Source organism: Chitinimonas naiadis, from assembly GCF_054780835.1.
Map to the genome: position 1 here is coordinate 602,248 of NZ_BAAGVO010000005.1, position 24,418 is coordinate 626,665.

Below are 24,418 nucleotides of genomic sequence, written 5' to 3' on the forward strand. Positions count from 1 at the left end.
TCAGGGGATTCCCTTGATTTCCACTGGTTCGGTGGCGAAGTCCCGAGCCAGCCGTGCGGCTTCGGCTTCCACCGCGTGATCGCCATCGGCGTACTGCCTGGCGATCTCGCGAAAGCGTTCGGCAATATCGAGAAAGCCGTCGACGATATCGGGGTCGAAATGGCTGCCCCGGCCTTCCACGATGATCCCGACGGCTCTCTCATGCGGGAAGGCGGGCTTGTAGACCCGGCGCGAAATCAGCGCATCGTAGACATCGGCGACCGCCATCAGCCTGGCCGACAGCGGGATATCGTCGCCCGCCAGGCCTTCCGGGTAGCCGCTGCCGTTCCATTTTTCCTGGTGGGAGTAGGCGATCTCCTTGGCGTAGCGCAGGAAGGGGATCGATTGTCCGAGATCCAGCTCGGCATGGATGATCGCGTCACGGCCCAAGGTGGTATGGGTCTTCATGATCTCGAATTCGTCTGCTTCTAGCTTCCCGGGCTTGAGCAGGATGCGATCGGGGATGCCGACCTTGCCGATATCGTGCAAAGGTGCCGATTTGAACAATGACTCGATATTGGCGGGGGTGAGTTCAGCGGAAAAGCGGGGATGGAACTGCAACTGTTCGGCCAGTGCCCGCACATAGTGCTGGGTTCGGCGGATATGGTTGCCGGTCTCGTTGTCGCGGGTCTCGGCCAGCGAGGCCATGGCCCGGATGGTGACGTCCTGAATGGCGACGACCTCGCGCGTACGTTTCTTCACCTCGTGCTCGAGGAATTCGTTCTGGTTCTGCAGGAAATCCCGCGCCAATTTCAGTTGCAGGTGGTTGTGGACCCGCGACAGCACGATGGCCGGATTGATCGGCTTGCTGATGTAGTCGACCGCGCCGAGATCGAGGCCGATCTTTTCATCCTCTGCGGCGCTCATGGCGGTGAGGAAGATCACCGGGATGGCGCGGGTTGCCTGGTCCTGCTGCAGGCGTCGCAGTACTTCGTAGCCGTCCATTTCCGGCATCATGATGTCGAGCAGGATCAGGTCGGGCTTGCCGTCGCCTGCCGCGATCTGCAGGGCGCGTTCGCCGCTGTGGGCGAGCTTGACCTTGTACTCTCCGCGCAGGAGGCCGCTCATCAAGGAGAGATTGTCCGGGGTGTCGTCCACCACCAGGATGGTGGGCTTCTCGGTGAAATCCAGTGGATTACTCATGGTGCGGTTTCCTCACTCAGTGCCGGTATGGCTTGTTTTGCTGTGTGTAGCGCGGCCAGTGCATCGACCAGGATATAGCTGTTGATGGCACGCTCCAGCGGCCCGAAACCGGGGCCGAGCACCGCCTTGAGGTGGGATGCCTCGGTCGAGAACAGTTCGATTGCGTCGGAATCATCGTCGGCCAACAGGGCTTCCAGACGGACTATGAGCCGTCGGGCGTGAGGCCAGTCGATATCACCGGTCGTCGCTTCGACCTGGGTCTGGGCCGGCAGTACGGACTGCAGATCGGCGATCAATGCCTCGCAAGCCTGTGCCAGCGGTCCGAGTTGGGCGATGACCTCCCAGCTGTCCGCTCCTTCTTTCAACGCGGCCTCGAGCTTGCCAGCCTGCTGCGCGAGTGCATCGGCGCCGATGGTGCCGGCCGTGCCTTTCAGCGTGTGCAGCAGCCGGGTGGCGTCGTCGCGTTGACCGGCCGTCAGCAGGGCCTGGGTTTGCGCCACGACGTCGCGCTGGCCGTTGATGAATTTCTGCAGCATGGCTTCGTACGCCGTGCGCTTGTTCAATACCCGCTTGAGGCCGGCAGCGGTATCGATACCGGCGATCTCGGGGAAGGAGGGGGGCGGGTTCACGTTCGCGGTCGCGATGCCCGGTCTGTCCGGCACGCGCTGTTGCCTGGCGGGTATCCATTGCAGCAGCAACCGGAACAGTTCGTCCGGATCGATCGGTTTGGCGAGGTGGGCGTTCATGCCGGCTTCGAGGCAGCGGTCGCGGTCGCTGCTCATGGCGTTGGCGGTCATGGCCAGTACCGGCAGGTCGTGCCATTGCGGCCGGGCACGGATATGGCGACAGGCGGTCAGACCGTCCATGACCGGCATCTGCATGTCCATGAGCACCAGGTCGTAATCCTGCTGCGCCAGCAGGTCGAGCGCGATCTGCCCATTCTCGGCAACGTCGACCAGCAGGCCTGCCCCGACCAGCAGGTCGCGCCCAACCTGTTGGTTCAGGTCGTTGTCGTCCACCAGCAGCACCCGGGCACCATGCAGGCCGCTGAGGTCCTGTAGCGTGATGTTGCCGGCCCGGCGTGGTGCCAGGTCTTCGAGCACGTTGCCGCCCAGTGCCCGAATGGCGGCATCGAACAGCAGCGACGGGCTGACCGGCTTGACCAGCAGCAGCTTGATCCCAGCCTGCTCAGCCTCGCGGAACACCTCTTCACGACCATAGGCGGTAACGATGACCGGCTGTGGCGGCGGCGTGAGCTGGGCCAGTTGCCGGCAGGTCTCGAGGCCGTTGATACCCGGCATCTTCCAATCCACGAAGGCGGCATCGAACGGCCGGCCGGCCCGGCAGGCTTCGTTCGCCAACATCACAGCCCGTTCGCCCGACTCTGCTTCCGTCACGTCGAAACTCATGCTGCTGAGCATGGTGCTGTGGATGTGCAGGGCGTGCGGGTTGTCGTCGACCACTAGCACACGTCGACCACGCAGATCCGGATCGGGTAGCAAGGCCTTGCTGGGCACCGCCTCGCCGATCCCGAGTCGGGCCGTGAACCAGAAGGTGCTGCCGATGCCCTGGGTACTCTCTACCCCGACCTGACCACCCATGAGCTCTGCCAGCTCGCGCGAGATAGCCAGCCCGAGGCCGGTGCCGCCGTACTTGCGGGTGGTCGAGCTGTCCGCCTGCTGGAAGGACTGGAACAGTCGCGCCTGCTGCTCGGGACTCAGGCCGATGCCGGTATCCTGGACCTCGAAACGGGCCAGCACCGCGTCATCGCTGCGTTCGATCAACTGGGCGCGAACCAGGATTTCTCCCTGTTCGGTGAACTTCACAGCGTTGTTCGCATAGTTGATCAGTACCTGGCCCAACCGCAGCGGGTCGCCCAGCAGGCATTCAGGCAGGGCAGGGTCGATATCGAAGATCAATTCCAGACCCTTGTTGCTGCATTTCTCGCTGATCAGGTTGGCAACATTGTCGAGCACCGCCGGCAGCTCGAAAGGGATGTGCTCGACGTCGAGCTTACCGGCCTCGATCTTGCTGAAGTCCAGTATGTCGTTGATCAGGCCGAGCAAATGCTGGCCGGAGCGCTGGATCTTCTCGACATAGTCACGTTGCTTGCTGGTCAGTTCGGAGCCGAGGACCAGATGGCTCATGCCGATGACGGCGTTCATTGGGGTGCGGATTTCGTGGCTCATATTGGCCAGGAAGTCTGATTTGAGCTTGGAGGCATCCTCGGCCTTGGCGCGGGCGGCCTGAAGTTCGACTTCCTGCTCGCGTAGCGTCTGGTTTGCTTCGGCCAGCTCGTGGGTACGGGTCTGCACCCGTTCCTCCAGCACTTCCTCGTTCTGCTGAAGCATGTCCACCAGCTTGGCCTGGGCCGTGAACACTTCGATCTGGGCCTTCTGCCGCTGCCGGAACTGACGCAGCATGGCAAGCCCGAACAGCAGTGTTAGCAAGCCCTGGAAAGCGGTTAGCGCGGTGGTGATGATCACCTGTCGCCGCAGTTCCTGGTTACGCGCGTCGACTGTGCGTGCTGCGACCTGAGCCGCGGTATAGGCCAGGTCCTGGATGTCGTCCTGCAAGCTCAGCAGGCGCTCCCGCAGCATGGGCGCGTAAAGATCGATGCTGCGCTGGCCGTTCTCACCCAGGTAGTTGTCGGCTTCCTTGATGAATTCGCCCAATGCCTGCTGGGTCTTCTGGTAGATGGGCTCGTCGCCCATCAGTACGCCGGCAGTGCCGGTCTGGATCGCACTGATACGGCTGACGAAGATGTCATAGCGCAGTTGCAGTTCTTCGAAGGTGATGCTGCCCGCCTTGCCCTCGGAATGGATGCTGTCGCGAGTTTCTGCCGGGTCCAGCATATGGGCGTGCAGCGCATGGTCAAAGCGCTGGAACTCGACATTGAGCTGCACGAACGCCCACAGCGCGTTGTCTTCGCCGCGCCGCATGACCTGGTTCAGATTGTTGTACTGGTGGGCGAGGATGGCCCCGATAGCGATATAGAGCAGGGCCAGGCTGGCGATCAACAGCAGGAACAGTGGTCGCTGGCTACGCATGGCGGGTCTGACTCGCTACCTGATCTGCAGGCTGCGCAGCTGCCAGACCGCGCGGTTGTAATAGACCTCGGCCCGTAGCTCGGATTTGCTATCGAAGGGGTAAATGATGAACAGCGGGCCTTTTTCCCGTACCGGCATGGGCTTGTCATTCATCAGCCGGGCGACGACTACATCGTACTTGCCGGCATCCTGGAAAGGGATTTCGGTCTTGTAGTCGTTCAGCGCCACGGCGACGATGGTACTGCCCTTGGCGCCGGCGGCCTGCAGTACGTCACGTAGCAAGGGGCCGGTGAACTTGACCGGTTGGGGGTACCAGGGGGTCTGGGTGGTGAAGCTGTGCTGCGGCAGGGTTTCCAGCATCTTCATGTCGAAGACGGCCTGCTGCCTGTCGTTGACCTGGCTGATCTGGCCGCTCAAGGTCAACACGGCTTTGCCCATCGGCTTGTCGAGCGCCAGACAAGCGACGGACAACGTGATCAAGAAAGCCAGCGCGAGCGCGCACGAGGGGGGATGACGGGTATACACAGACTTTCCTCTCCAAAAGGCCAAGCTTGCTGCTACCGCTTCATTATTCTTGAGTACCTACTGAACCAATATATCAGCTATGACTGCAGGATTTCGCCGAAATTGGGATGCTGTTGCGATGGCACTGATGTCGGCGATCGATTTGCAACAAGCACCGTCATCGCTACCGGAGGGTACCTGAAGGGACCGGCCTGTCATCTTCGGGACTCGGGTAATCCTGCCGCGTGGGCATGACGTTGCTTCCCTATTTCGCCCGCTTGCTCAACAATGGCGATAATCCCCGCAAGCCAAGCTTATGACCACCACTACCCACCTCGTATGCGCCCCCGATGACCTGGACTATCCGGCCGTCGTCAGCGAATGGCTGATCGCGCCCGGCAGCGAGGTGCTGGCTGACATGCCGCTGCTGCGGCTGGCGGTTGCCGGCGCAAGCAAGCTGGTGCTGACGCCGATGGATGGCGTGCTCAGCGAGCACTGCGTGGCGGTTGGCGAACCCCTGGCTGCCTGTGACCTGCTGGCCATGATCGAGGCGGAAGAACCCGACTTTGGCATGCTGATCGTGGCCGAGGATGTGGCCGACAACCTGGCGGTGCCGGCTTGTCGCCTGTCCCATGGGGAGCGCGGCCGTCCTCTGGCAGGTACGCCGCAGTTCAATGCCGAGGCGCTGGCGCTATGCGCCGCCCTGGGGTTGTCGCCGGATGAGATTCCGGTTCATGGTACGGGTCAGTTGGGGCGGTCGGAGATTGAGCGTTTTGTGCGGCAGGAGCTGCGTACTTTGGCGGCATTGCGCAACTTGCTGCAGAAGTAATGCCTTCCCGGCCTGACTAGATAACTCAAAATAACTTTTCAGAATTTAGAACTGGTCTTACCATCGTCTTTGTAATAGCGCGGGCCGACACAATCGGCCCGCGCTTCACTTCTCCGACGAGGTACCCATGTCGTTCGATCCTTTGCTGGGCCTGATAGGCCAAACCCCGCTGGTCAAGCTCACGCGGCTTGATACCGGCCCCTGTGAATTGTTCGTCAAGCTGGAGAGCCACAACCCTGGCGGCTCAATCAAGGATCGCATTGCGCTGACCATGATCGAAGCGGCCGAGCGCGAAGGCAAGCTGCAGCCTGGCGGCACCATCGTGGAGGCGACCGCTGGCAATACCGGTCTGGGCCTTGCGCTGGTTGCGGCACGCAAAGGCTACAAGCTCAAGCTGGTCGTGCCGGACAAGATGAGCCTGGAAAAGATCTTCCACCTCAAGGCCCTGGGGGCCGAGGTCATTATCACGCGCTCCGACGTGATCAAGGGCCATCCCTTGTACTATCAGGACTACGCCCGTCGTGTGGCGCTGGAAACGCCAGGCGCCTACTACATCGACCAGTTCAACAATGCCGCCAACCCGGCCGCGCATGAGCACGGTACCGGCCCGGAGTTGTGGCAGCAGCTGGGGCACGCTGTGGATGCGGTGGTGGTTGGCGTGGGCTCGAGCGGTACGCTGACCGGGCTGAGCCGTTTCTTCAAGCGCGCTTCCCCGGATGTCGAGTTCGTGCTGGCCGATCCGGTCGGCTCCATCCTTGCCGACTATGTCGAGACCGGCAGCTTTGGCGAGGCCGGTAGCTGGCGGGTGGAGGGGATTGGCGAGGACTTCGTCCCGCCGATGGCCGATTTCAGCGCCGTGCGCCGCGCACTGCGCATTTCGGACGAAGAGAGCATTGATACCGCCCGGCAACTGCTGGAGGTTGAAGGCATCCTCGCCGGTTCCTCCAGCGGTACGCTGGTGGCGGCAGCCCTGCGCTATTGTCGTGCACAGACGGAACCCAAGCGGGTCGTGACCTTTATTTGCGACAGCGGCAACAAGTACTTGTCCAAGCAGTTCAATGAGGGCTGGCTGATCGATCAAGGGCTGGTGAGCCTGCCGCGACAGGGCAACCTGACCGACCTGATCACCCGTCGCCATGATTTGGGTGCGACCGTGACCTGTCGACCGGATGAATCGCTGGCCGATGCCTATGCGCGTATGCGCCGGCACGATGTCTCGCAACTGCCGGTGGTGGAGGGCGACGCGGAGGTGGTCGGTATCATCGACGAGTGGGACCTGCTGCTGGCAGTGCATGACGAGCCGGAGAATTTCCGTCTGAGCGTGAAGCAGGCAATGAGCACCGAGCTGGAGACACTGGCCCCGACTGATAGCACTGAAAAGCTGTTGCGCGTATTCAACGACGGCCATGTGGCCATCGTGGTCGAGCGCGGCCGTTTCCTGGGGCTGATCACCCAGGCGGACCTGATTAATCACTGGCGCCAACGCTGGCGTTGAGGCCGCGCTATACAAGGGATAGGCCGGAAACCATCACGCTCCGCCCGGCCATTCCCGCTAGGAGGAGGCCGAAGTAGTCAGCCACCTGAAGGTCTGTTCTATCCCACACCCCTCGCGCTCGCCGCCGCAAGGGGGCCTCGCTGACACGAGAATGTGCGCTGTTGCAGAGGCGTCCTAAGAGAGTAAATGACGATGACCAAGCATATCGATACCCTGAGTGTACACGCTGGCTACAGCCCGGATCCGACCGGTGCGGTGATGCCACCGATCTACACCAGCTCCACCTACGCCCAGCGTGCGCCGGGCGAACATAGCGGCTACGAATATGCCCGTAGCGGCAACCCCACCCGTGGCGCATTCGAGAAGGCGCTGGCGGAGCTGGAGGGCGGCGCGGCCGGCTTTGCCTTTGCTTCGGGCCTCGCCGCCATGTCGACCGTGCTGGAACTGCTCGACGCCAATAGCGAGATCGTGGCGCTGGACGACCTGTATGGCGGCGCTTGGCGCCTGTTCGAGAAGGTGCGCAATCGTACCGCCGGCCTGAAGACCCACTACGTGGCGCCTGATGATATCGAGGCCTTGCGGGCGGCCATCACGCCGACCACCAAGCTGGTCTGGCTGGAGCTGCCGACGAACCCGCTGCTCAAGGTCGCCGATCTGGCCGCGGTGGTCGAAGCCGCCCACAAGGTCGGTGCGCTGGTGGTGGCCGACGCGACCTTCTCCACGCCCTACCTGCTGCGCCCGCTCGAATACGGCGTGGATATCGTGCTGCACTCGGTGACCAAGTACCTCAATGGCCACTCGGACGTGATCGGCGGTGCCGCCATCGTCCGTACGCCGGAACTGGCCGAGCGGCTGGGCTATCTGCAGAACGCGGTCGGCGGCGTGCTTGATCCTTTCTCCAGCTTCCTTGCGCTGCGGGGCCTGCGCACGCTGCCCTTGCGCATGCAACGGCACAGCAGCAATGCCCTGTCGGTCGCGCAATGGCTGGAAGGCCGCGCTGGCGTGGAGGACGTGATCTATCCCGGCCTGGAAAGCCATCCGCAGCATGCGCTGGCAACAAGGCAGTATCCACGTGGTTTTGGCGGCGTGGTGACCTTGCGGCTGAAGGCGGACGACGCCGGTGTGCGTCGCTTCCTGGCGGCACTCAAAGTCTTTACCCTCGCCGAAAGTCTCGGCGGGGTCGAGAGCCTGGTGAACCTGCCCTGGGCTATGACCCATGGCTCCATTCCGGAAGACAACCGTCTGCGCCGTGGCATTACCCCGAACTTGCTGCGCCTGTCGGTCGGTGTCGAGCATCTCGATGACCTGATCGCTGATCTGCAGGCTGGCCTGGCTGCCATTTGAACTCCCCGTAACCGCAAACCGAGGAAGAGAGCACTCCATGCAGAAACGTACTTTCCTGATGTCCTTGCTGGCGCTGGCCCTGCTGGGTACCAGCCAGGCGGCTGACCTGCTCGATACGGTCAAGCAGCGCGGCGCGCTGAAGATCGCGGTCGAAGGCACCTATCCGCCGTTCAACTACAAGCAGGATGGCAAGCTGACCGGTTTTGACGTCGAGATCGCCGAGCTACTGGCCAAGAAGCTGGGGGTCAAGGCCGAGTTCGTCACCGTCGAGTGGAGCGGTATCCTCGCGGGCCTGCAGGCGGGCAAGTACGATGTGATCGTCAACCAGGTCGCAGCCACCGACAAGCGGCGCGAGGTGTTCGATTTCACCCAGCCCTATGTGTTCTCCGGCGCGCAGCTGATCGTCCGCAAGGACGACAAGCGTAGTTTCAAGGGCCTGGAAGATCTCAAGGGCAAGAAGCTGGGCGTGGGGCAGGGCAGCAACTTTGCCGAACTGGCCAAGTCGGTCGAAGGCGTGGAAGTGAAGACCTACCCAGGGGCGCCCGAATACCTGCAGGACTTGGCATTGAGCCGCGTCGACGCTGCGTTGAACGACAGCCTGCTGATCCCCTACCTGGTCAAGCAGACCAAGCTGCCGCTGAAGGGTGGTGCGCCGGTGGGCAAGGAAGAGAGCAATGCGATTCCCTATCCCAAGGGCAACCCGCAGTTTGGCGCGGCGCTGGACAAGGCCCTGGCCGACATCAAGGCCGACGGCTCCTTCCGCAAGGTGTCGATCAAGTACTTCGAGCGTGATGTGAGCAAGCCTCTGGCTGCCAAGTAAGCTAACCTCTGCTGTAGCGAACCTGCCGCTGCCGCATGGCCCGGGCCTGCAACCCCGGGTTGTCGGTGGCGGTTCTCATTCCTATGAGCCCCTTCCATGAGTGACTTGCTCTCCCTGTTTGCCGAGGCCTTGCCGGTGATGCTGCGTGCGACCGGCATGACGCTGCTGTTCGCCGTGATGGCCATGCTCGGTGGTTTGCTGATTGCCGCGATCGTGGCCTTCCTGCGCCTGCTGGGGCCGCGCTGGCTGGGGTGGCTGCTGGGGCTGTATGTCAGCGCTTTCCGCGGTACACCCTTGCTGGTGCAGGTCTTCGTCGTCTACTACGGCCTGCCCAGCGTGGGCATACAGTTCGAGCCACTCACGGCCGGGGCGCTGGCGCTCAGCCTCAATGCCGGGGCTTTCCTCGCGGAGAGCCTGCGCGGTGCCGTTGCCGGCGTGCCGCCGGGGCAATGGCTGGCGGCGTCCAGTCTGGGCATGACGCGCGTGCAGACGCTGCGCCATATTGTGGCGCCACAGGCCCTGCGCCTGGCGGTGCCCAGTCTCTCCAATACACTGATCAGCCTGATCAAGGACACCTCGCTGGTATCGGTGATCGCGGTGACCGAGCTGATGCTTGCAACCAAGGAGCTGATCTCCACCAGTTTCCGGCCGTTGCCCTTGTATCTGGCGGCCGCCGCCATCTACTGGCTGCTGAGCGTCTTGCTGGAAGCCGGGCAGAAGCGGCTGGAGCGGAAGTTGTCACTGCCGCATTGATCGCCTGCGTATTGGGCAGGAAATAAAAAAACGCCGCTGTTCACGGCGTTTTTTTCTGGTGCGTCGACGGCTACGCTCAGCGCTGCTTACGGCGGGCGGCAACTGCGCCTGCGAGCTTGCGCAGGAGCGTGACGCTGTCGTCCCAACCCAGGCAGGCGTCGGTGATGCTGCAGGCGTACTTCAGCGGCTGGCCTTCCACCAGGTCCTGGCGGCCTTCATTGATATGGCTTTCGATCATTACCCCGAAGATGCCCTGGTTGCCGGCTGCGATCTGGTTGGCCACATCCTCGCCAACGACCATCTGGCGGCGATAGTCCTTGCTGCTGTTGGCATGGCTGAAGTCGACCATGATCTTCTCAGGCAGGCCGGCGGCGGCCACATCCTTGATGGCGGCGGCGACATGCTCGGTGTCGTAGTTCGGGGTCTTGCCACCGCGCAGGATCACGTGGCAATCCGGGTTGCCGCCGGTGGCGACGATTGCGGAATGACCGAACTTGGTGACGGACAGGAAGTGGTGCGGCACGCTGGCCGAGCGGATCGCGTCGATGGCGATCTTGAGGTTACCGTCGGTGCCGTTCTTGAAGCCGACCGGGCAGCTCAGGCCGGAGGCCAGTTCGCGGTGGACCTGCGACTCGGTGGTACGGGCGCCGATGGCGCCCCAACTGATCAGGTCGGCAAAGTATTGCGGCGTGATCATGTCGAGGAATTCGGTTGAGGCCGGCACGCCCATGTCGTTCAGATCCAGCAGCAGCTTGCGCGCCAGGCGCAGGCCGTTGTTGATATCGAAGCTGCCATCGAGGTGCGGGTCGTTGATCAGGCCCTTCCAGCCCACAGTGGTCCGTGGCTTCTCGAAGTAGACCCGCATCACGATCACCAGATCGTGCGCTAGCTCCTGGTGCAGGGCCAGCAGACGGCGACCGTAGTCGAGTGCGGCGGCGGGATCATGGATCGAGCAGGGGCCAACGATGACCAGCAGGCGGTCGTCTTCACCGGCCAGGATGCGATGGATGGCCTGGCGGGTATTGAAAGTCGTGGTTGTCGCTACCTCGGTGGCCGGATATTTCTCCAGCGCGGCGATGGGAGGCAGTAATTCCTTGATTTCCTTGATGCGGACGTCGTCGGTCTGGAACAGCATGGCGGGCAACTTGCGGTCGGATGGCGGGAACTGCCTAGGTTAGCTTTAGGCTAGAGACCACGCAAATAACTTTGTTTGATGCCGACGATAGGTGCGGTGTATATACGCCGATCAAGGAGGGCGTGCCGCTATGGGCAATGCCCGGGGAGGCGGTATGAATCGTTTGAAGGCGGGTCTGTGGCGATTGCTGCTGTTGACGGGTGCTGTGCTGGCGATGTTGGCGGCGTACAGCCTGGTCACGACCTTGTGGCGGCAATGGGCTTACGGCGGCGATGCTTATGGTGCTGCGTGGCACCGGATCGCGCTGCAGGCCGTTCTGTTGTTACTGGGGATGCTGGTGGCAGGATGGGCCGCGCATAAAGCAAAACCGCCAGCGTGAACTGGCGGTTTTTGCATTTGGGGCCTTGCCGGATCAATCCGCGTATTGCTTTTTGAGCCGTTCGCGACGTTCCTGGGCTTCTACCGTGAGCGAGGCGGTCGGCCGGGCCAGCAGGCGGGCCAGTCCGATCGGTTCGCCGGTGTCGTCGCAGTAACCGTATTCGCCATCATCAATCTTCTTGATGGTGGAGTCGATCTTCAGCAGCAGCTTGCGTTCGCGGTCGCGGGTACGCAATTCCAGCGCGTACTCTTCTTCGAGCGTTGCGCGGTCAGCTGGATCAGGCGTGGCTTCCTGTTCCTGCAGATGCTGGCTGGTGGCGGTGGCGTTGGCGAGCAACTCGGCCTTCATATCGAGCAGCCGCTGACGGAAGAACGCGAGGTGATCCTCGTTCATGTAATCGTCGCCGTGCCACTTGAGGATATCTTCCTCGGTGAGTTTCTTGGCCATGGTGGGCTTCTCCACGCTGGTTGACGGACAAACCTGCCGGGTTGGTCGGCTTGTTCCTTTAAGTTGCGGGGCGCGAGCTTAACGGGCCGTCCCGCGCCTTGCAACCGTGATTATTGTACTGTTGCTCCAAATTCTTACATTGGCGGCCTGGTTTCAACGTGATGGACCCTACGACGCCGTGCCGCCGATCGGGTCACTTCAGGCTAAGCACCCACTGCACAATCACTTTCAGGTCGGCGTCGTTGACCTGTTGCGGCGGCATGGGGATGCCACTCTTCGGGTCGCCCCATACGCCACCACCACCTTTTTTAACCTTCTCCATCAACCGGGCTTCTGCCGTCTTGTCGCCCTTGTACTTGGCGGCCACGTCTTTATAGGCCGGGCCTACGACCTTGACTGCCACCTGATGGCAGGCCATGCAGTTGTACTTGGCAGCCAGTGCCTGGCCATCCGGGGCTGCATGGGCGGTGAAAGCGAGGCCTGCAAGCAGGGCAGCGAACAGCAATTTCATATTCTAGGTCTCCTGGCGATGGTCGCCCGGTCAAGGGGACGGGGAAGCGCGGCATGCCGAGATGGTCGAACGCTATTTGTATATTGTTGCTGCGTCGACATCGCGGGCAATTGACCGTTGATCTTAGCCCCGCCGGCATGACGATGCAATTGACCGGATTATGCCGTCCGGGTGCTGTGCTACACTGCCGCGCGGTTCAATTCCGCTTATCCATGCCTTGTTCAATCACAAGATGTCCGTCGATACGCTCGAAACTCCCCAGCCCCCGAATAAGTTGTTCACGGCCACCGTGGGCCTGTCGCTGCTCGTCCATATCGTCGTCATTACCCTGGTCCACTTCTCGCCGCCCGATCCGCGCACGCTGTTCAACCGCGCGCCGCTCGAGATCGTACTCGTCAATGCCCGCTCCAAGACAGCACCGACCAAGGCTGACGTGCTGGCGCAGGCCAATCTCGACGGCGGTGGCAATACCGATGAATTGAATCGCCGCATCAAGACGCCGCTGCCACCCCAGCAGGTGGAGAACCCCACCCCCGAGCTGCAACAGGCCGCCAAGCGGCAGGTGGAGCAGGAGGCGCGCTTGCGCAAGCTGCTGGACCAGGTGCAGAACAGCCCCAAACTGTCGGCCGACTCCGCCAAGTCCAATCCCACGCCGGCAGATACCCAGCTGGACCTGAATGCCTTGCGGCAACAGGCCACCGAGATCGACCGCAAGGAGGGTGAGATCGCCCGGGAACTGGCGGCCTACCAGACGCGGCCGCGCAAGGCCTTTGTCGGTGCGCGTGCCAAGGGGGTGGTGGAAGCGCGCTATGTGGACGACTGGCGGATCAAGGTAGAGCGTATCGGTACGCTGAACTACCCGACCGATGGCAGGGGCAAGCGTTTGTCCGGCAAGCTGCTGATCACGGTGGAGATCAAGGCGGATGGCTCGCTGGGCGCCGTGACGATAGACCGTTCGTCAGGTAATCATGAGCTGGATGAAGCCGCCAAGCGGATCCTGCGCATGGCGGCCCCGTTCCCGGTCCTGCCGCGCGGCATTCTGGACGATACCGGCAAACCGGCCGACATACTCTCCATCACCCGGGCCTGGACTTTTGCCCGTGGCGATAACGAGATGCGCTAAGCGCAGGGCGGCACCTGTCTCGCTCGCGCTGGTGTGTCGCCTGGCCAGGCCAGGTGTTCAGCAGTACCAGGCGTCGACGATGCTGCGCTGAAAAGCCGGACCCTAACTGCGGCCGGCTTTTTTCATGGCTTGGGCTTGTTATGGTCGGGCAGATCGCGCTGGGCGCCGGACTTCAGGTACTCGTGCGTGGCGCCGACAAGGCGATGGGCCTGCTCGATGGCACGCTTGAGGTGGGGCAGGGCCCGTTCGGCGTCGGCCGGATTGCGCTCAATGATCTGGGCGATCTGGCGCAACTGGTCCAGGGGGGCGACCAGGTTGGCGCTGACATTCTCGAGCAGCTTGTCTTTGAACAACTGATCGCTTTCCAACGCTTCCTTGTCCTTCTTGTAGCGCTGTTCCTTGTGCTTCCAGACCGAGATGTCCTGGGCGACCAGGCTGTAGCCCTTCAGCGCACCGCCGCGCTTGTGGGCGATCAGCGTCAGCAACACCGGCAGGTTCCGTCCGTCGCGGCTCAATAGTGCCATCTCGCCACGCCAGCTGCCGTCCTTGGTGGCCATGGGTAAACAGGTCTGCAGGAAATGCGGCTGTGCCCAGGATGGCAGGAGGTCGGTGATGAACATGTCCTGCACCACCTCGTTACCCATGGCGAGCCAACTGCGTGCCGCCGCATTGAGGCTTTGCAGCTGCCCGGCCGGATTGGCCCAGGCAATCGGATCGCGGCCTCGCTCAACCAGCTCGGCCGCCAGAGTCTGGCGCTCCTGCTCACGATGACGGCTGTCGATGTCGCGGAAAACCGTCAGCAGGCAATCCCGGTCGGCATGCTTGAGGGGCGTGGTCATGGCCTCGACCCAGCGTGGCTCACCCTCTCGCGGGCTGAGCAACCACTCGTAGCGCTGGGGGCGGCCGTTACGGGCCGCATCGAGGTAGGCCGATTCGGCGCGGGCATCGAAGCCCTCGGTCGCCACTGAGAAATCGGTCAGCCGCTGCCGCAGCAATTCGGCCCGGCTACAGGCCAGGATGGCCAGCGTGGCGGAGTTGGCGTCGAGTATGTCCAGAGTCTGCGCATCGCGGACGATCAGCGCGTCGCCCGCGGCGACAAACACCGAGTTGCCGATCTCCTGCCGTTTCACCGGCGGTGCGGGCGCCTGGCAGGGTGTAATCAGGTTGTCGATGCGCAAGGGCACGCCGGATTCGCTGATGGCCAGCCGGCAGTGGTGCAGCACCCAGACGACTTCGCCGTCGCTCGCGATCAGGCGGTAGACGAATTCGGCCTCGCCATGCTCGGACGCGCGCAACTTGTCCATGCCGAGCCAGACCGCAGGCTTGTCCTCGGCGTGGATGGCTTCGAGCCAGAAATTGGGGTGCAGCGCGAGCACATGGACCGGCTCGCCATAAAGATCCGCCGCGGAATGGGACAGATAGAGCAGACGATCCCGGCTGAGCGGCAGGGCGAAGGCAACCGTGCGCAGATTGGCCAGTATGGCGCTGCCCTGCCTGAAGCCCTCTATCATGGCGTCGGCGCTCAGGCTGGGGTTGCTGGGAAAGTATTTCCTGACCATCGTGGCGGGAGCGTCTTAAAAATTGGGGCGGACGATATAATCCGCAGCATACCACTGCAACACCGAGGAAATTCCCATTCGCATTCTTGGCATAGATCCCGGCCTGCGTACGACCGGCTTCGGCGTGATCGACGCGGTCGGGCAAAACCGCGTCTACGTGGCGAGCGGCTGCATCCGGAGCGGCGAGGGCAGCCTGCCCGAGCGGCTCAAGGTGTTGCTGCTCGGCATCGCCGAAGTCTGCCAGCGCTACCAGCCCGAGCAGGCGGCGGTGGAGCAGGTCTTCGTCAACGTCAATCCGCAGTCCACCTTGCTGTTGGGACAGGCACGCGGTGCGGCCATCTCGGCACTGGTGCTGGCCAATCTGCAGGTGGCGGAATACACCGCGCTGCAGGTCAAGCAAGCGGTGGTGGGCAATGGCCATGCGGCCAAGGAACAGGTCAGCCACATGGTGCAGCGCCTGTTGCAGCTCAACGGCGAGCCGCAGTCCGATGCCGCCGATGCGCTAGCCTGTGCGCTGGCGCATGCCAACCACGCCACCGGCGGCCTCGCCAACGCCGGCATGAAATCACGCCGCGGCCGCTGGGTCAGCCTGTAGATACCAGACTGCCGCTTCCGTTTATCTACTTCTTTTCAATGAGATCGCCCGAATGATAGGCAAGCTGACCGGCAAGTTGCTGGAAAAATACCCGCCTCAAGTGCTGCTGGACGTGGCTGGCGTGGGTTACGAGATCGATGTGCCGATGTCTACCTTCTTCGTGCTGCCCCACGCGGGAGAGGCGGTGTCGCTCTATACGCACTTCGTCGTGCGCGAGGATGCGCAACTGCTGTTCGGCTTTGCCAGCCGTGCCGAGCGGGAGACCTTCCGTCAGTTGATCAAGGTGACGGGCATCGGCCCCAAGATCGCGCTGGCCGTGTTGTCGGGCATGGATGCCGACGAGCTGGCGGCGACGGTGGAGCGTGAGGATGCGCCCCGGTTGGCCAAGGTGCCGGGCATCGGCAAGAAGACGGCAGAACGGCTGGTGCTGGAACTGCGCGGCAAACTGGCCGGCACGACCAAGCTGCAGGCCCATGCCGGCCTGTTCGCGGCACCCGCCAGCGCCCGGGACGATGTGGTCAACGCCCTGCTGGCCCTCGGTTACAACGAGAAGGAAGCCGCTGCGGCGATCAAGCCCCTGCCGGACGACGTCAGCGTCAACGACGGCATTCGTCTTGCGCTCAAGTCGCTGGCTCGCGGCTGAGCAGGCAGACTTACCCTATAAAGAGGTATGCCGCGCTTCTACCTGCTTCTCTGCCTGCTGCTCGCCTGCCTGCCCGGGTGGGCGAGCAATGAGTTGCTCTGCGTGGGAGCCGAATTTCCCTACATCCTTGAGCAAGGCAGGGTGGGGCCACACGGCCTGGCGGTGGATCTGCTGACCGAACTCGAACCGCAGCTCGGTTTCCGCTGTCGCTTCGAGATCTACCCCTGGAAGCGGGCGCAAACCCTGGTGGTGCAGGGCAAGGCCGACATACTGATCGGCCCTTACCGCACGCGCGAGCGCATGGCGCAGATGCGTTTTGTCGGCTTGCCCTTCTATATGGACGCCATGCTGGCCTACGCCCGGCGCGAGGAGTTGCCGGCTGGCTGGCAGGGCGATCTGCGCGCCTTGCAAGGTTTGACGGTCGGGGTGGTCCGAGGTTGGACCCTGGGCCAGCGCTATGAGCAGAGCAAGCGGGTGCTGACGCTGGATGAGGCCGATACGCTGGAGCAATCCTTTCGCAAGCTGCTGGCGGGTCGCATCCAGGTGGTTGTCAGTAATGAGCGCAATGCCCGAGTGGTGATCGAACAACTGGGCGTCGGGGCGAGCCTTGCGCCCTTGCAGCCGGCGATCCAGCAAACCGGCGGTTACATCGCCGTGGCACCGTCCCGTATCGACAAGGCCCTGGCGGAGCGCATCGACATGGTGCTGCAGGAGTCGGTCCGCAGCGGTCGGGTACAGCAGCTCAGCCAGCGCTATGGCCTGTCCTTTCCCGGCAAGCGCTACGACTGGTCGGGCTATCTGCAGCAGGAGCTGGCCGATTGATGCGTTGCCGCATTGGAACGCAACTTTGTCCTTATAATGTGGGCCTTACGCCACTGCAGCGCAGGCCATGATCCAGTCCGACAACCTCAGCAGCGCCCCCGAACGCATCGTTGCGCCCAGCCGTCAATCCAGCCAGGAGGAGGCGCTGGAGCGCGCCCTGCGTCCCAAGCAGCTCGACGAATACGTCGGTCAGGAGAAGGCGCGCGGTCAGCTGGAGATCTTCATCGAGGCGGCCAAGAAGCGCGGCGAGGCGCTCGACCATGTGCTGCTGTTCGGTCCGCCTGGGCTGGGCAAGACCACGCTGGCCAACATCATTGCCCGGGAACTGGGCGTCAACCTGCGGCAGACTTCCGGTCCGGTGCTGGAGCGCGCGGGCGACCTGGCGGCGATGCTGACCAATCTTGAACCGCACGACGTGCTGTTCATCGACGAGATCCATCGCCTTTCGCCCGTGGTCGAGGAAATCCTCTATCCGGCGCTGGAAGACTTCCAGCTCGACATCATGATCGGTGAAGGTCCTGCTGCCCGTTCGGTCAAGCTGGACCTGCCGCCGTTCACGCTGGTCGGTGCGACCACGCGCGCCGGTATGCTGACCAACCCGCTGCGGGACCGGTTCGGCATTGTCGCGCGGCTGGAGTTCTATAGCGCGGAGGAGCTGACCCGTATCGTCACGCGTTCGGCCGCCTTGCTCAACGTCGAGATCGACTCCGAGGGAGCGTTCGAAGTGGCGCGCCGCTCGCGCGGTACGCCGCGGATCGCCAACCGGCTGTTGCGGCGGGTCCGTGACTTTGCCGAGGTCAAGCACGACGGTCGCGTCAGCCGGACGGTGGCCGATGCGGCCTTGTCCATGCTGGACGTGGACCATGCTGGCCTCGATGTCATGGACCGCAAGCTGCTGTCGGCGGTGATCGAGAAGTTCGCCGGTGGCCCGGTCGGCCTGGACAACGTGGCCGCTGCGATCGGTGAGTCCGCCGATACGATCGAGGACGTGCTGGAGCCGTACCTTATCCAGCAGGGGCTGCTGCAGCGCACGCCGCGTGGTCGCATGGCGACCTTGCTCGCCTACCAGCATTTCGGCATACAACCGGCTGATTCCGGCAATGGCTCGTTCAGCCGCTGATCAGCTTTCTTTACGCATAATGCGGCGCTCGCCAGCTGGCGTTGCGGTCACGCACTGAGAAATCGAGAAGGAAATCTGCTCTTGGAAGCTTCCCTGACCACTGACAACTTGTCCATATTCAGCCTGATCGGCGGCGCCAGCATGGTGGTGCAGATCGTCATGGGCATCCTGTTGCTGATGTCCTTGATGTCCTGGTGGCATATCTTCGTGAAGCTGTTCGGTCTACGGAACGCACGCAACAAGACTGACAGCTTCGAATCGGCCTTCTGGGGCGGTTCCGATCTCAACAGCCTGTACCAGCAGGTCAGCCGCGATGGCAGCGGCGTCGGCATGGAAAAGATCTTCGAAGCTGGCTTCGCCGAATTCCTCAAGCTGCGCCGCCAGGCCGGGCAGGATATCTCGGTACTGATGGAAGGCACGCGCCGTGCCATGAAGGCCGCCTGCCAGCGTGAAGTGGACCGGCTCGACGCCCATACGAATTTCCTTGCCACCGTCGGTTCGATCTCGCCCTATATCGGCCTGCTCGGTACTGTCTGGGGGATCATGAACGCCTTCCGTGGTCTGGCCAATGTCGGTCAGGCCACGCTCTCGCACGTGGCGCCCGGCATTGCCGAGGCGCTGGTAGCGACCGCCATCGGCCTGTTCGCCGCCATTCCGGCCGTGGTGGCCTACAACCGCTTCTCGCACGATGTGGACCGTCTGGCCAACCGCTTCGACAGCTTCATCGAGGAATTCAGCAACATTCTGCAGCGACAGGTCGGTAAATGAAGCCTTATAAACGCTGGGCCAGCTTGCGGGCGCTGTTGCTGCTCGCGCTGGCCTGCAGTGCCCTGGCAGCCCAGGCCAAGTTGTTCCTGTGGGAAGCGGAGCGTGATGGCCAGCGGGTCTGGTTGCTGGGCTCCATCCATGTCGGCAAGGCGGACTTCTACCCCATGGCCGCGCCGATCGAGGCGGCCTACAAGGAAGCCGATACGCTGGCGGTCGAGGCTGATGTCAGCGACCCTGCGGCGATTGCCCCCTTGATGGCGATGGCCATGCTGCCGCCGGATCAGAGCCTGAGCGGCATGCTGACCGCTATCCAGAACCGGCAGCTCAACAATGCCCTGGCGCGCGTCAACCTGCCGCGGGTCGCGGCGGACCGCATGAAACCCTGGCTGCTGGGCCTGACGCTGTCGGTGCTGGAGATGCAGCGCCTGGGTTACCAGCCGCAGAACGGCATTGACATGCATTTCCTGCAGCGGGCCCGGGCCGATCGCAAGAAGGTGATCGAGCTTGAGTCGCTGAAGAGCCAGTTCGAACTGTTCGACAGCCTGCCCCAGGACGAAAGCCTGGGGGTGCTGCTGGGTACGCTGGAGCCGATCAGCAAGCAGCAGTTCAAGCCCATGTTCGATGCGATGATCAATGCCTGGCAGATCGGTAGTGCAAGCAGCATGCGCCGCATCATCGATGAGTACACGCCGGATGACCCAGTCAGCAAGCGGCTCAACGACAAGCTGCTGGCGCAGCGTAACCGCGTCATGGCGGAGCGCATCGTCAGTCTGGCCGGTTCGCCCGCGCCGCTGGTCGTGATCGGTGCCGGCCACCTGGCGGGTCAGGACAGCGTGGTCGAATTGCTGCGGGCGCGGGGTTTCCGCGTTCGCCAGTATTGAGGAGAGTGCAATGGCACGCAGGCAACGCCGCGCCAAGGCCGATATCAATGTCGTGCCCTATATCGATGTGATGCTGGTACTGCTGGTAATCTTCATGGTCGCCGCGCCCATGCTGCAGCCCGGGGTAGTGAATCTGCCCACGGTGGCCAAGGCCGACCGGGCGCTGGATGTGAAGCCGCTCAGGGTGCTGATCAACAAAGATGAGGGCATGAAGCTGGACGACAGCGGCAGCAAGACCGATCTGGGCACTACCGATGAACTGATCGCCAGCATCCGGGCCAAGACCCTGAGCCAGACGCGGCCGGTGCTGATCAGCGGCGACAAGGAAGTGCGTTACGACGCGATCATCAAGGTCATGAACGCGCTCAAGAAGAGCGGTGTCGAGCGCGTCGGCCTGGAAGTCATGCCTGAACGATGAACCGGACTGCGCCGCGCGAGGAACATCGCGCCCTCTCCTTTGGCCTGGCTGTCGCCATGCATGGCCTGATCGCCGGCCTGCTGTACTTTGGCGTGCAGTGGCAAACTCAGCCGGCCGCGCCCATGCAGGTTGAGCTGTGGGCGGGCGCTATGGAAGCGTCGCCCGCACCGGAGCCGGTGGTCAAGCCCTTGCCGCCCAAGCCGGTGGCGCCGGAACCGGAACCCGCTCCCGAGCCTGAGCCGGTGGTGAAGCCGGATATCCAGGTGGAGAAGAGCAAGCCGGTCAAGAAGGTGGAACCGAAGAAGCCGGAGCCCAAGCCCGAGCCTAAACCGGAACCCAAGAAGCCTGAGCCGCCGAAGAAAGTCGAGCCCAAGAAGCCGGAGCCGACGACGGCCAAGCAGACCAAGGTGGAGCCCGGCAAGAACAAGGTATTGAGCGAGCTGGCCGGCAAGCTGGAAAAGCCACCGCTCGATGCGAGCGTCTCATTGGCGGCGCTGGCGACGCGCCAGCAGGCGGCGGAAGCTGCGGGCAAGGCCAGCGTGATGGAAGCCTACTACGCCAAGGTACGCAGCATGATCCGGCGCAATATGAGCTATCCGGAGGACGGTGCCGGGAACCCGGAAGCCGAATTCAGTGTCACGTTGTTACCGGATATGTCGGTATTGAGTGCGGAATTGAAGAAATCGAGCGGTAACGGCAGCTTCGATGAGGCGGTCAAGCGGGCAATCCTGCGCACCGGTCAGTATCCGGCGCTGCCGGCAGGCGTGGAGTTCGGCAGCTTGCGCAAACACAATCTGAAATATCGGTTGCGAGATGGTTAGACAGTCATATCTTAAAGCGGGTCTGGCGCTTGCTACCTTGCTTGGTTTGCTGACCGGCTGCGCCAAGCCGGTAGCTCCGACCGCGGTCGCGATGCCGGCCGAGCCGGTGGCACCGCCCGCCGTGGTGGAGACCGCGCCGCCAGCGCCGGTGCAACCGGTGTTGTCGCGTGATGAGCTGCTGGCGCAGTACGTCGACAAGGTACGCCGCCTGATCCGGGCCAGAATGGTCTACCAGACCAAGCAGGGTAATCCCGAGGCCTTGCTGGAAGTCAGCCTGCAGCCGGATATGCGCGTGAAATCCGTACGGGTGGTGAAAACGAGTGGGAACCGGACTTTCGATCTGGCCGTGAAGCGGGCGATCGAAAAGGCCGGTAGCTATCCAGCCTTGCCGGACGGGCTGGATTTTTCGATATTCAAGACGCACAAGATCAAATACCGACTCCATGACTTACTCTAGACGCTCCCTATTGCACGTCGCCTACGCCGGTCTGCTGGGTCTGACGCTGGCCGCCCAGGCCGACGTGACGATCGAAGTGACCGGCACCGGCGCCCGTCAGTTCCCGGTCGCAATCGCCAGCATGGCCGGTGAAGCCGGCCTGAAGGAATCGCTGACCTCGGTGATCCGTGCCGACCTTGCCAGCAGCGGCCGCTTCCGCCTGGTCGATACCGGCAATACACCGTTGGTCGAGGTACCTGCCGCCGGCGAACTCAATGGTTGGAAAGGACGTGGTGCGGATGCGCTGACGACCGGTACGGTCAAGGTAGAGGCCGATGGCTCGGCCCAGGTCAGGTTGCGCCTGTTCGACACCCTGACCCAGAAGCCGCTGGCCGGTTTCGAGCTGCGGGCCAAGGCGGGTGAAGGTCGTCGGGCGGCCCACCAACTGGCAGACCAGATCTATGAAGCGCTGACCGGCGAGAAGGGCGTGTTCTCGACCCGCATCGCCTATGTGCTCAAGCAGGGCAAGCGCTATGAGCTGCAAGTTGCCGATGCCGATGGTCACAATGCCCAGACGGTGATCGGTTCCAACGAGCCCATCCTGTCGCCGACCTGGTCTCAGGACGGTAGCCAGCTGGCCTACGTGAGTTTCGAGCGCAAGAAAGCCGTCGTCTTCGTGCAGGATGTCTACAGCGGCAGCCGCAAGGCCGTTGCCGCCTTCAAGGGCAGCAACAGCGCCCCGGCCTTCACGCCGGATGGCCGTAGCCTGGCCGTGACACTGACCATCGACGGTATCTCCCAGCTGTACATGGTCGACGTGGCCGGTGGCGCGCCGCGGCGCCTGACCCGCAGCGCCTCGATCGATACCGAGCCGGCCTTCTCGCCGGATGGCCGCACCATTGCGTTTACCTCTGACCGCGGCGGCAGCCCGCAGATCTACGTGATGCCGGCTGGCGGCGGTGAGCCGCAGCGGCTGACCTTCGATGGTCCTTACAACGTATCGCCGTCGTTCTCTCCCGATGGCAAATCGCTTACCTTCATCCGCCGTGACAATGGTCGCTTCGTGGTCGCCAGCATGGATCTGGCCACCCGGCAGAGCCAGACCCTCACCAGCGGTGGAACCGACGAATCGCCCAGCTTTGCCCCAAATGGCAAGCTGATCCTGTTTGCCAGTGAAGCAGGTGGCCGAGGTGTACTGGCTACCGTGTCCAGCGATGGACAATTCAAGCAGCGTCTGTCAGCCAGTGGCGATGCCCGTGAACCGGCCTGGGGGCCTTACGCGGGGCAAATTGCCGTAACTCGGCTATCCTCCAATCCATAAACCAACAACTGTATCTGCTCAGGAGCACGTAAATGAAGAAGACCCTTGCCAGCCTTACCCTCGTCGGCCTGCTTGCCGCTTGCGCCAGCACCCCCACTCCCGCACCGGTGGAAGCCAAGCCGGTTGACAAGCCGGTTGATACCGGTGCCAACACCCAGCCGGTCAAGCCGGTTGAGCAGGTCAAGGTCGATCCGCTGAAGGATCCGTCCAACATCCTGTCCAAGCGTGGCGTGTACTTCGACTACGACAAGTACGATATCCGTGCCGACCAGCAAGCCCTGGTGGAAGCCCATGGCCGCTACCTGGCCGCCAACCCGAGCCGTTCGGTTCGCCTCGAAGGCAACGCCGACGAGCGTGGCAGCCGTGAGTACAACCTGGCCCTGGGTCAGAAGCGTGCTGAAGCCGTTCGCAAGGCCCTGACCGTGGTCGGCGCGCAAGAGAAGCAGATCGAAGCGACCAGCAACGGTGAAGAGAAGCCGCGCGCTACCGGTCACGACGAAGCCAGCTATGCTGAGAACCGTCGCGCCGACGTGGTTTACAACGGCGAGTAAGCAGGTGGCCGCGTTTCGCGGCTGACTGTTGTACCCTAGAGCCTGTTGACGACAAGCTCGATGCCCCGTGCTGGTCACGGGGCTTTTCATAACAGGATTCAGACTATGCAGAACCGGCTCCTTCCCCTGGCCCTGTTGGCCGCCCTGGCTTTTCCGGCCCATGCAGGCCTGTTCGATGACGATGAGGCCCGCAAGCAGATTGGCGAGGTCCGTGCCCAGCTTGATGCCAAGGTCACTGCGGCCAACGAGCGTGTCGAGCAGCTCGACAGCCGTACCAGCCAGCAATTGCTGAACCTGACCGGCCAACTGAGTTCGCTAAGCCAGGACATTGCCCAGCTGCGCGGCCAACTGGAGGTCATCACCTTCAATCTGCAGAGCCTGCAGAAGCGCCAGCAGGACCTGTATGTCGACCTGGATAACCGCCTGCGCAATATCGAGGAAGGCAAGACCAAGCCTGCCAGCGCGGGGGCCGAAGCCCAGCGGGCGCAGCAGGAGGCGGAAGCCGCCGGCGCCTACGAGGCGGCCTACAATCTGTACCGTGATGGCAAGCTCAAGCCTGCCATCGATGCGCTGGGCAATGTCAGCACCAAGTACGCGGCTACCCAGGCCGCACCAGGGGCGCTGTTCTGGCTCGGCATGGCGCAGGCCCAGTCGGGCAACGGCGCGGCGGCCCAGCAAAGCTGGCGCAAGCTGGTGGATGGCTACCCGGAAGATCCGAAATCGCCGGATGCCTTGCGCGCCATCGCCAGCGTGCAACTGGAAAAGGGCGACAAGAAGGGCGCGACCAAGACCCTGAAGGAGCTGACTGCCAGCTACCCGGGGACCGACGCGGCCAAGGAAGCTACCAAGCAACTGAAGAAGCTCTGAGTTCGCAGGCAGGGCTGGATCGCGATGACCGCCACCCGTGAGGG

General features: G+C 62.9%; 26 protein-coding genes. 19 read left to right on the forward strand and 7 right to left on the reverse strand.

Annotation, left to right across the window (positions count from 1 at the left end; all coding sequences use genetic code 11):
* From ACYVHK_RS18730 to ACYVHK_RS18740, 3 genes are read right to left on the reverse strand one after another with little or no spacing between them, the layout of a single operon-like run.
* Positions 1-1,182 carry a response regulator gene (locus ACYVHK_RS18730; protein ID WP_460535219.1) on the reverse strand — a complete coding sequence of 394 codons (1,182 nt, stop codon included), beginning with the start codon at positions 1,180-1,182 and terminating at the stop codon, positions 1-3.
* The gene (locus ACYVHK_RS18735) at positions 1,179-4,232 is read right to left on the reverse strand and encodes a hybrid sensor histidine kinase/response regulator (RefSeq protein WP_460535221.1); all 3,054 of its coding nucleotides are present in this window, start codon (positions 4,230-4,232) and stop codon (positions 1,179-1,181) included. Before ACYVHK_RS18735 ends, ACYVHK_RS18730 begins: the two co-directional genes overlap by 4 nt.
* Positions 4,233-4,247: 15 nt before the next feature.
* On the reverse strand, positions 4,248-4,757 hold the full coding sequence (locus ACYVHK_RS18740; RefSeq protein ID WP_460535224.1) for a putative pterin-binding protein: 510 nt from the start codon (positions 4,755-4,757) through the stop codon (positions 4,248-4,250).
* 295 nt (positions 4,758-5,052) lie between these two features.
* Here ACYVHK_RS18740 and ACYVHK_RS18745 point away from each other — a divergent pair, with 295 nt between their 5' ends.
* The 5 genes from ACYVHK_RS18745 to ACYVHK_RS18765 all read left to right on the forward strand — a co-directional run bounded on the left by ACYVHK_RS18745 (position 5,053) and on the right by ACYVHK_RS18765 (position 9,977).
* Positions 5,053-5,565: a hypothetical protein gene (locus ACYVHK_RS18745; protein ID WP_460535226.1), complete on the forward strand. Its 513-nt coding sequence runs from the start codon at positions 5,053-5,055 to the stop codon at positions 5,563-5,565.
* Positions 5,566-5,692: 127 nt separating this feature from the next.
* Positions 5,693-7,060 (forward strand): pyridoxal-phosphate dependent enzyme, encoded by a 1,368-nt coding sequence (locus tag ACYVHK_RS18750; protein ID WP_460535228.1) that lies wholly within the window; start codon positions 5,693-5,695, stop codon positions 7,058-7,060.
* Positions 7,061-7,246: 186 nt separating this feature from the next.
* Positions 7,247-8,404 (forward strand): trans-sulfuration enzyme family protein, encoded by a 1,158-nt coding sequence (locus ACYVHK_RS18755; protein ID WP_460535230.1) that lies wholly within the window; start codon positions 7,247-7,249, stop codon positions 8,402-8,404.
* Positions 8,405-8,441: 37 nt separating this feature from the next.
* A complete protein-coding gene (locus tag ACYVHK_RS18760; RefSeq protein ID WP_460535233.1) occupies positions 8,442-9,224 on the forward strand; it encodes a type 2 periplasmic-binding domain-containing protein in 783 nt (260 codons plus the stop codon).
* Positions 9,225-9,320: 96 nt separating this feature from the next.
* Positions 9,321-9,977, forward strand: a complete 657-nt coding sequence (locus ACYVHK_RS18765; protein ID WP_460535235.1) for an amino acid ABC transporter permease — start codon at positions 9,321-9,323, stop codon at positions 9,975-9,977.
* Positions 9,978-10,053: 76 nt separating this feature from the next.
* On the opposite strand, the gene aroG is transcribed toward ACYVHK_RS18765, so the two are convergent.
* Positions 10,054-11,112 (reverse strand): 3-deoxy-7-phosphoheptulonate synthase, encoded by a 1,059-nt coding sequence (gene aroG, locus ACYVHK_RS18770; RefSeq protein ID WP_460535237.1) that lies wholly within the window; start codon positions 11,110-11,112, stop codon positions 10,054-10,056.
* A 154-nt stretch (positions 11,113-11,266) separates the two neighbouring features.
* Between aroG and ACYVHK_RS18775 the strand changes: the two genes are divergently transcribed.
* Positions 11,267-11,491 carry a hypothetical protein gene (locus ACYVHK_RS18775; RefSeq protein ID WP_460535239.1) on the forward strand — a complete coding sequence of 75 codons (225 nt, stop codon included), beginning with the start codon at positions 11,267-11,269 and terminating at the stop codon, positions 11,489-11,491.
* Between the two features lie 33 nt (positions 11,492-11,524).
* Here the strand turns inward: ACYVHK_RS18775 and dksA are convergent, their stop codons facing one another.
* Both dksA and ACYVHK_RS18785 read right to left on the reverse strand, forming a co-directional pair.
* Positions 11,525-11,938, reverse strand: coding sequence for an RNA polymerase-binding protein DksA (gene dksA, locus ACYVHK_RS18780; RefSeq protein ID WP_460535241.1), 414 nt, complete (start codon positions 11,936-11,938; stop codon positions 11,525-11,527).
* A gap of 193 nt (positions 11,939-12,131) precedes the next feature.
* Complete coding sequence (locus ACYVHK_RS18785) at positions 12,132-12,449, reverse strand: c-type cytochrome (protein ID WP_460535243.1); 318 nt, start codon at positions 12,447-12,449, stop codon at positions 12,132-12,134.
* Between the two features lie 232 nt (positions 12,450-12,681).
* On the opposite strand from ACYVHK_RS18785, the gene ACYVHK_RS18790 reads away from it, so the two are divergent.
* Entirely contained in the window at positions 12,682-13,572 is an 891-nt protein-coding gene (locus ACYVHK_RS18790; protein WP_460535245.1) for a cell envelope integrity TolA family protein, read from the forward strand.
* Positions 13,573-13,694: 122 nt separating this feature from the next.
* On the opposite strand, the gene ACYVHK_RS18795 is transcribed toward ACYVHK_RS18790, so the two are convergent.
* Positions 13,695-15,131: a PAS domain-containing protein gene (locus tag ACYVHK_RS18795; protein WP_460535248.1), complete on the reverse strand. Its 1,437-nt coding sequence runs from the start codon at positions 15,129-15,131 to the stop codon at positions 13,695-13,697.
* A 70-nt stretch (positions 15,132-15,201) separates the two neighbouring features.
* On the opposite strand from ACYVHK_RS18795, the gene ruvC reads away from it, so the two are divergent.
* From ruvC to ACYVHK_RS18855, 12 genes are all read left to right on the forward strand, one after another.
* Entirely contained in the window at positions 15,202-15,726 is a 525-nt protein-coding gene (gene ruvC / locus ACYVHK_RS18800; protein ID WP_460535453.1) for a crossover junction endodeoxyribonuclease RuvC, read from the forward strand.
* Between the two features lie 52 nt (positions 15,727-15,778).
* A complete protein-coding gene (ruvA, locus tag ACYVHK_RS18805; RefSeq protein ID WP_460535250.1) occupies positions 15,779-16,369 on the forward strand; it encodes a Holliday junction ATP-dependent DNA helicase RuvA in 591 nt (196 codons plus the stop codon).
* 27 nt (positions 16,370-16,396) lie between these two features.
* On the forward strand, positions 16,397-17,191 hold the full coding sequence (locus tag ACYVHK_RS18810; protein WP_460535253.1) for a substrate-binding periplasmic protein: 795 nt from the start codon (positions 16,397-16,399) through the stop codon (positions 17,189-17,191).
* A 67-nt stretch (positions 17,192-17,258) separates the two neighbouring features.
* The gene (ruvB, locus tag ACYVHK_RS18815; RefSeq protein ID WP_460535255.1) at positions 17,259-18,311 is read left to right on the forward strand and encodes a Holliday junction branch migration DNA helicase RuvB; all 1,053 of its coding nucleotides are present in this window, start codon (positions 17,259-17,261) and stop codon (positions 18,309-18,311) included.
* An 81-nt stretch (positions 18,312-18,392) separates the two neighbouring features.
* Entirely contained in the window at positions 18,393-19,079 is a 687-nt protein-coding gene (gene tolQ, locus ACYVHK_RS18820) for a protein TolQ (protein ID WP_460535258.1), read from the forward strand.
* Positions 19,076-19,960 (forward strand): TraB/GumN family protein, encoded by an 885-nt coding sequence (locus tag ACYVHK_RS18825; protein ID WP_460535260.1) that lies wholly within the window; start codon positions 19,076-19,078, stop codon positions 19,958-19,960. Before tolQ ends, ACYVHK_RS18825 begins: the two co-directional genes overlap by 4 nt.
* Before the next feature lie 10 nt (positions 19,961-19,970).
* Positions 19,971-20,378, forward strand: a complete 408-nt coding sequence (gene tolR / locus ACYVHK_RS18830) for an ExbD/TolR family protein (protein ID WP_460535262.1) — start codon at positions 19,971-19,973, stop codon at positions 20,376-20,378.
* Positions 20,375-21,199 (forward strand): energy transducer TonB, encoded by an 825-nt coding sequence (locus ACYVHK_RS18835; RefSeq protein ID WP_460535264.1) that lies wholly within the window; start codon positions 20,375-20,377, stop codon positions 21,197-21,199. The genes tolR and ACYVHK_RS18835 overlap by 4 nt, the downstream gene beginning before the upstream one ends.
* A 37-nt stretch (positions 21,200-21,236) precedes the next feature.
* Positions 21,237-21,656, forward strand: a complete 420-nt coding sequence (locus ACYVHK_RS18840; RefSeq protein ID WP_460535266.1) for an energy transducer TonB — start codon at positions 21,237-21,239, stop codon at positions 21,654-21,656.
* A complete protein-coding gene (tolB, locus tag ACYVHK_RS18845) occupies positions 21,643-22,956 on the forward strand; it encodes a Tol-Pal system protein TolB (RefSeq protein ID WP_460535268.1) in 1,314 nt (437 codons plus the stop codon). The genes ACYVHK_RS18840 and tolB overlap by 14 nt, the downstream gene beginning before the upstream one ends.
* 32 nt (positions 22,957-22,988) lie before the next feature.
* Entirely contained in the window at positions 22,989-23,507 is a 519-nt protein-coding gene (gene pal, locus ACYVHK_RS18850) for a peptidoglycan-associated lipoprotein (protein ID WP_460535270.1), read from the forward strand.
* A 105-nt stretch (positions 23,508-23,612) separates the two neighbouring features.
* The gene (locus tag ACYVHK_RS18855) at positions 23,613-24,374 is read left to right on the forward strand and encodes a tol-pal system YbgF family protein (protein WP_460535272.1); all 762 of its coding nucleotides are present in this window, start codon (positions 23,613-23,615) and stop codon (positions 24,372-24,374) included.
* The last annotated feature ends 44 nt before the right edge of the window (positions 24,375-24,418 follow it).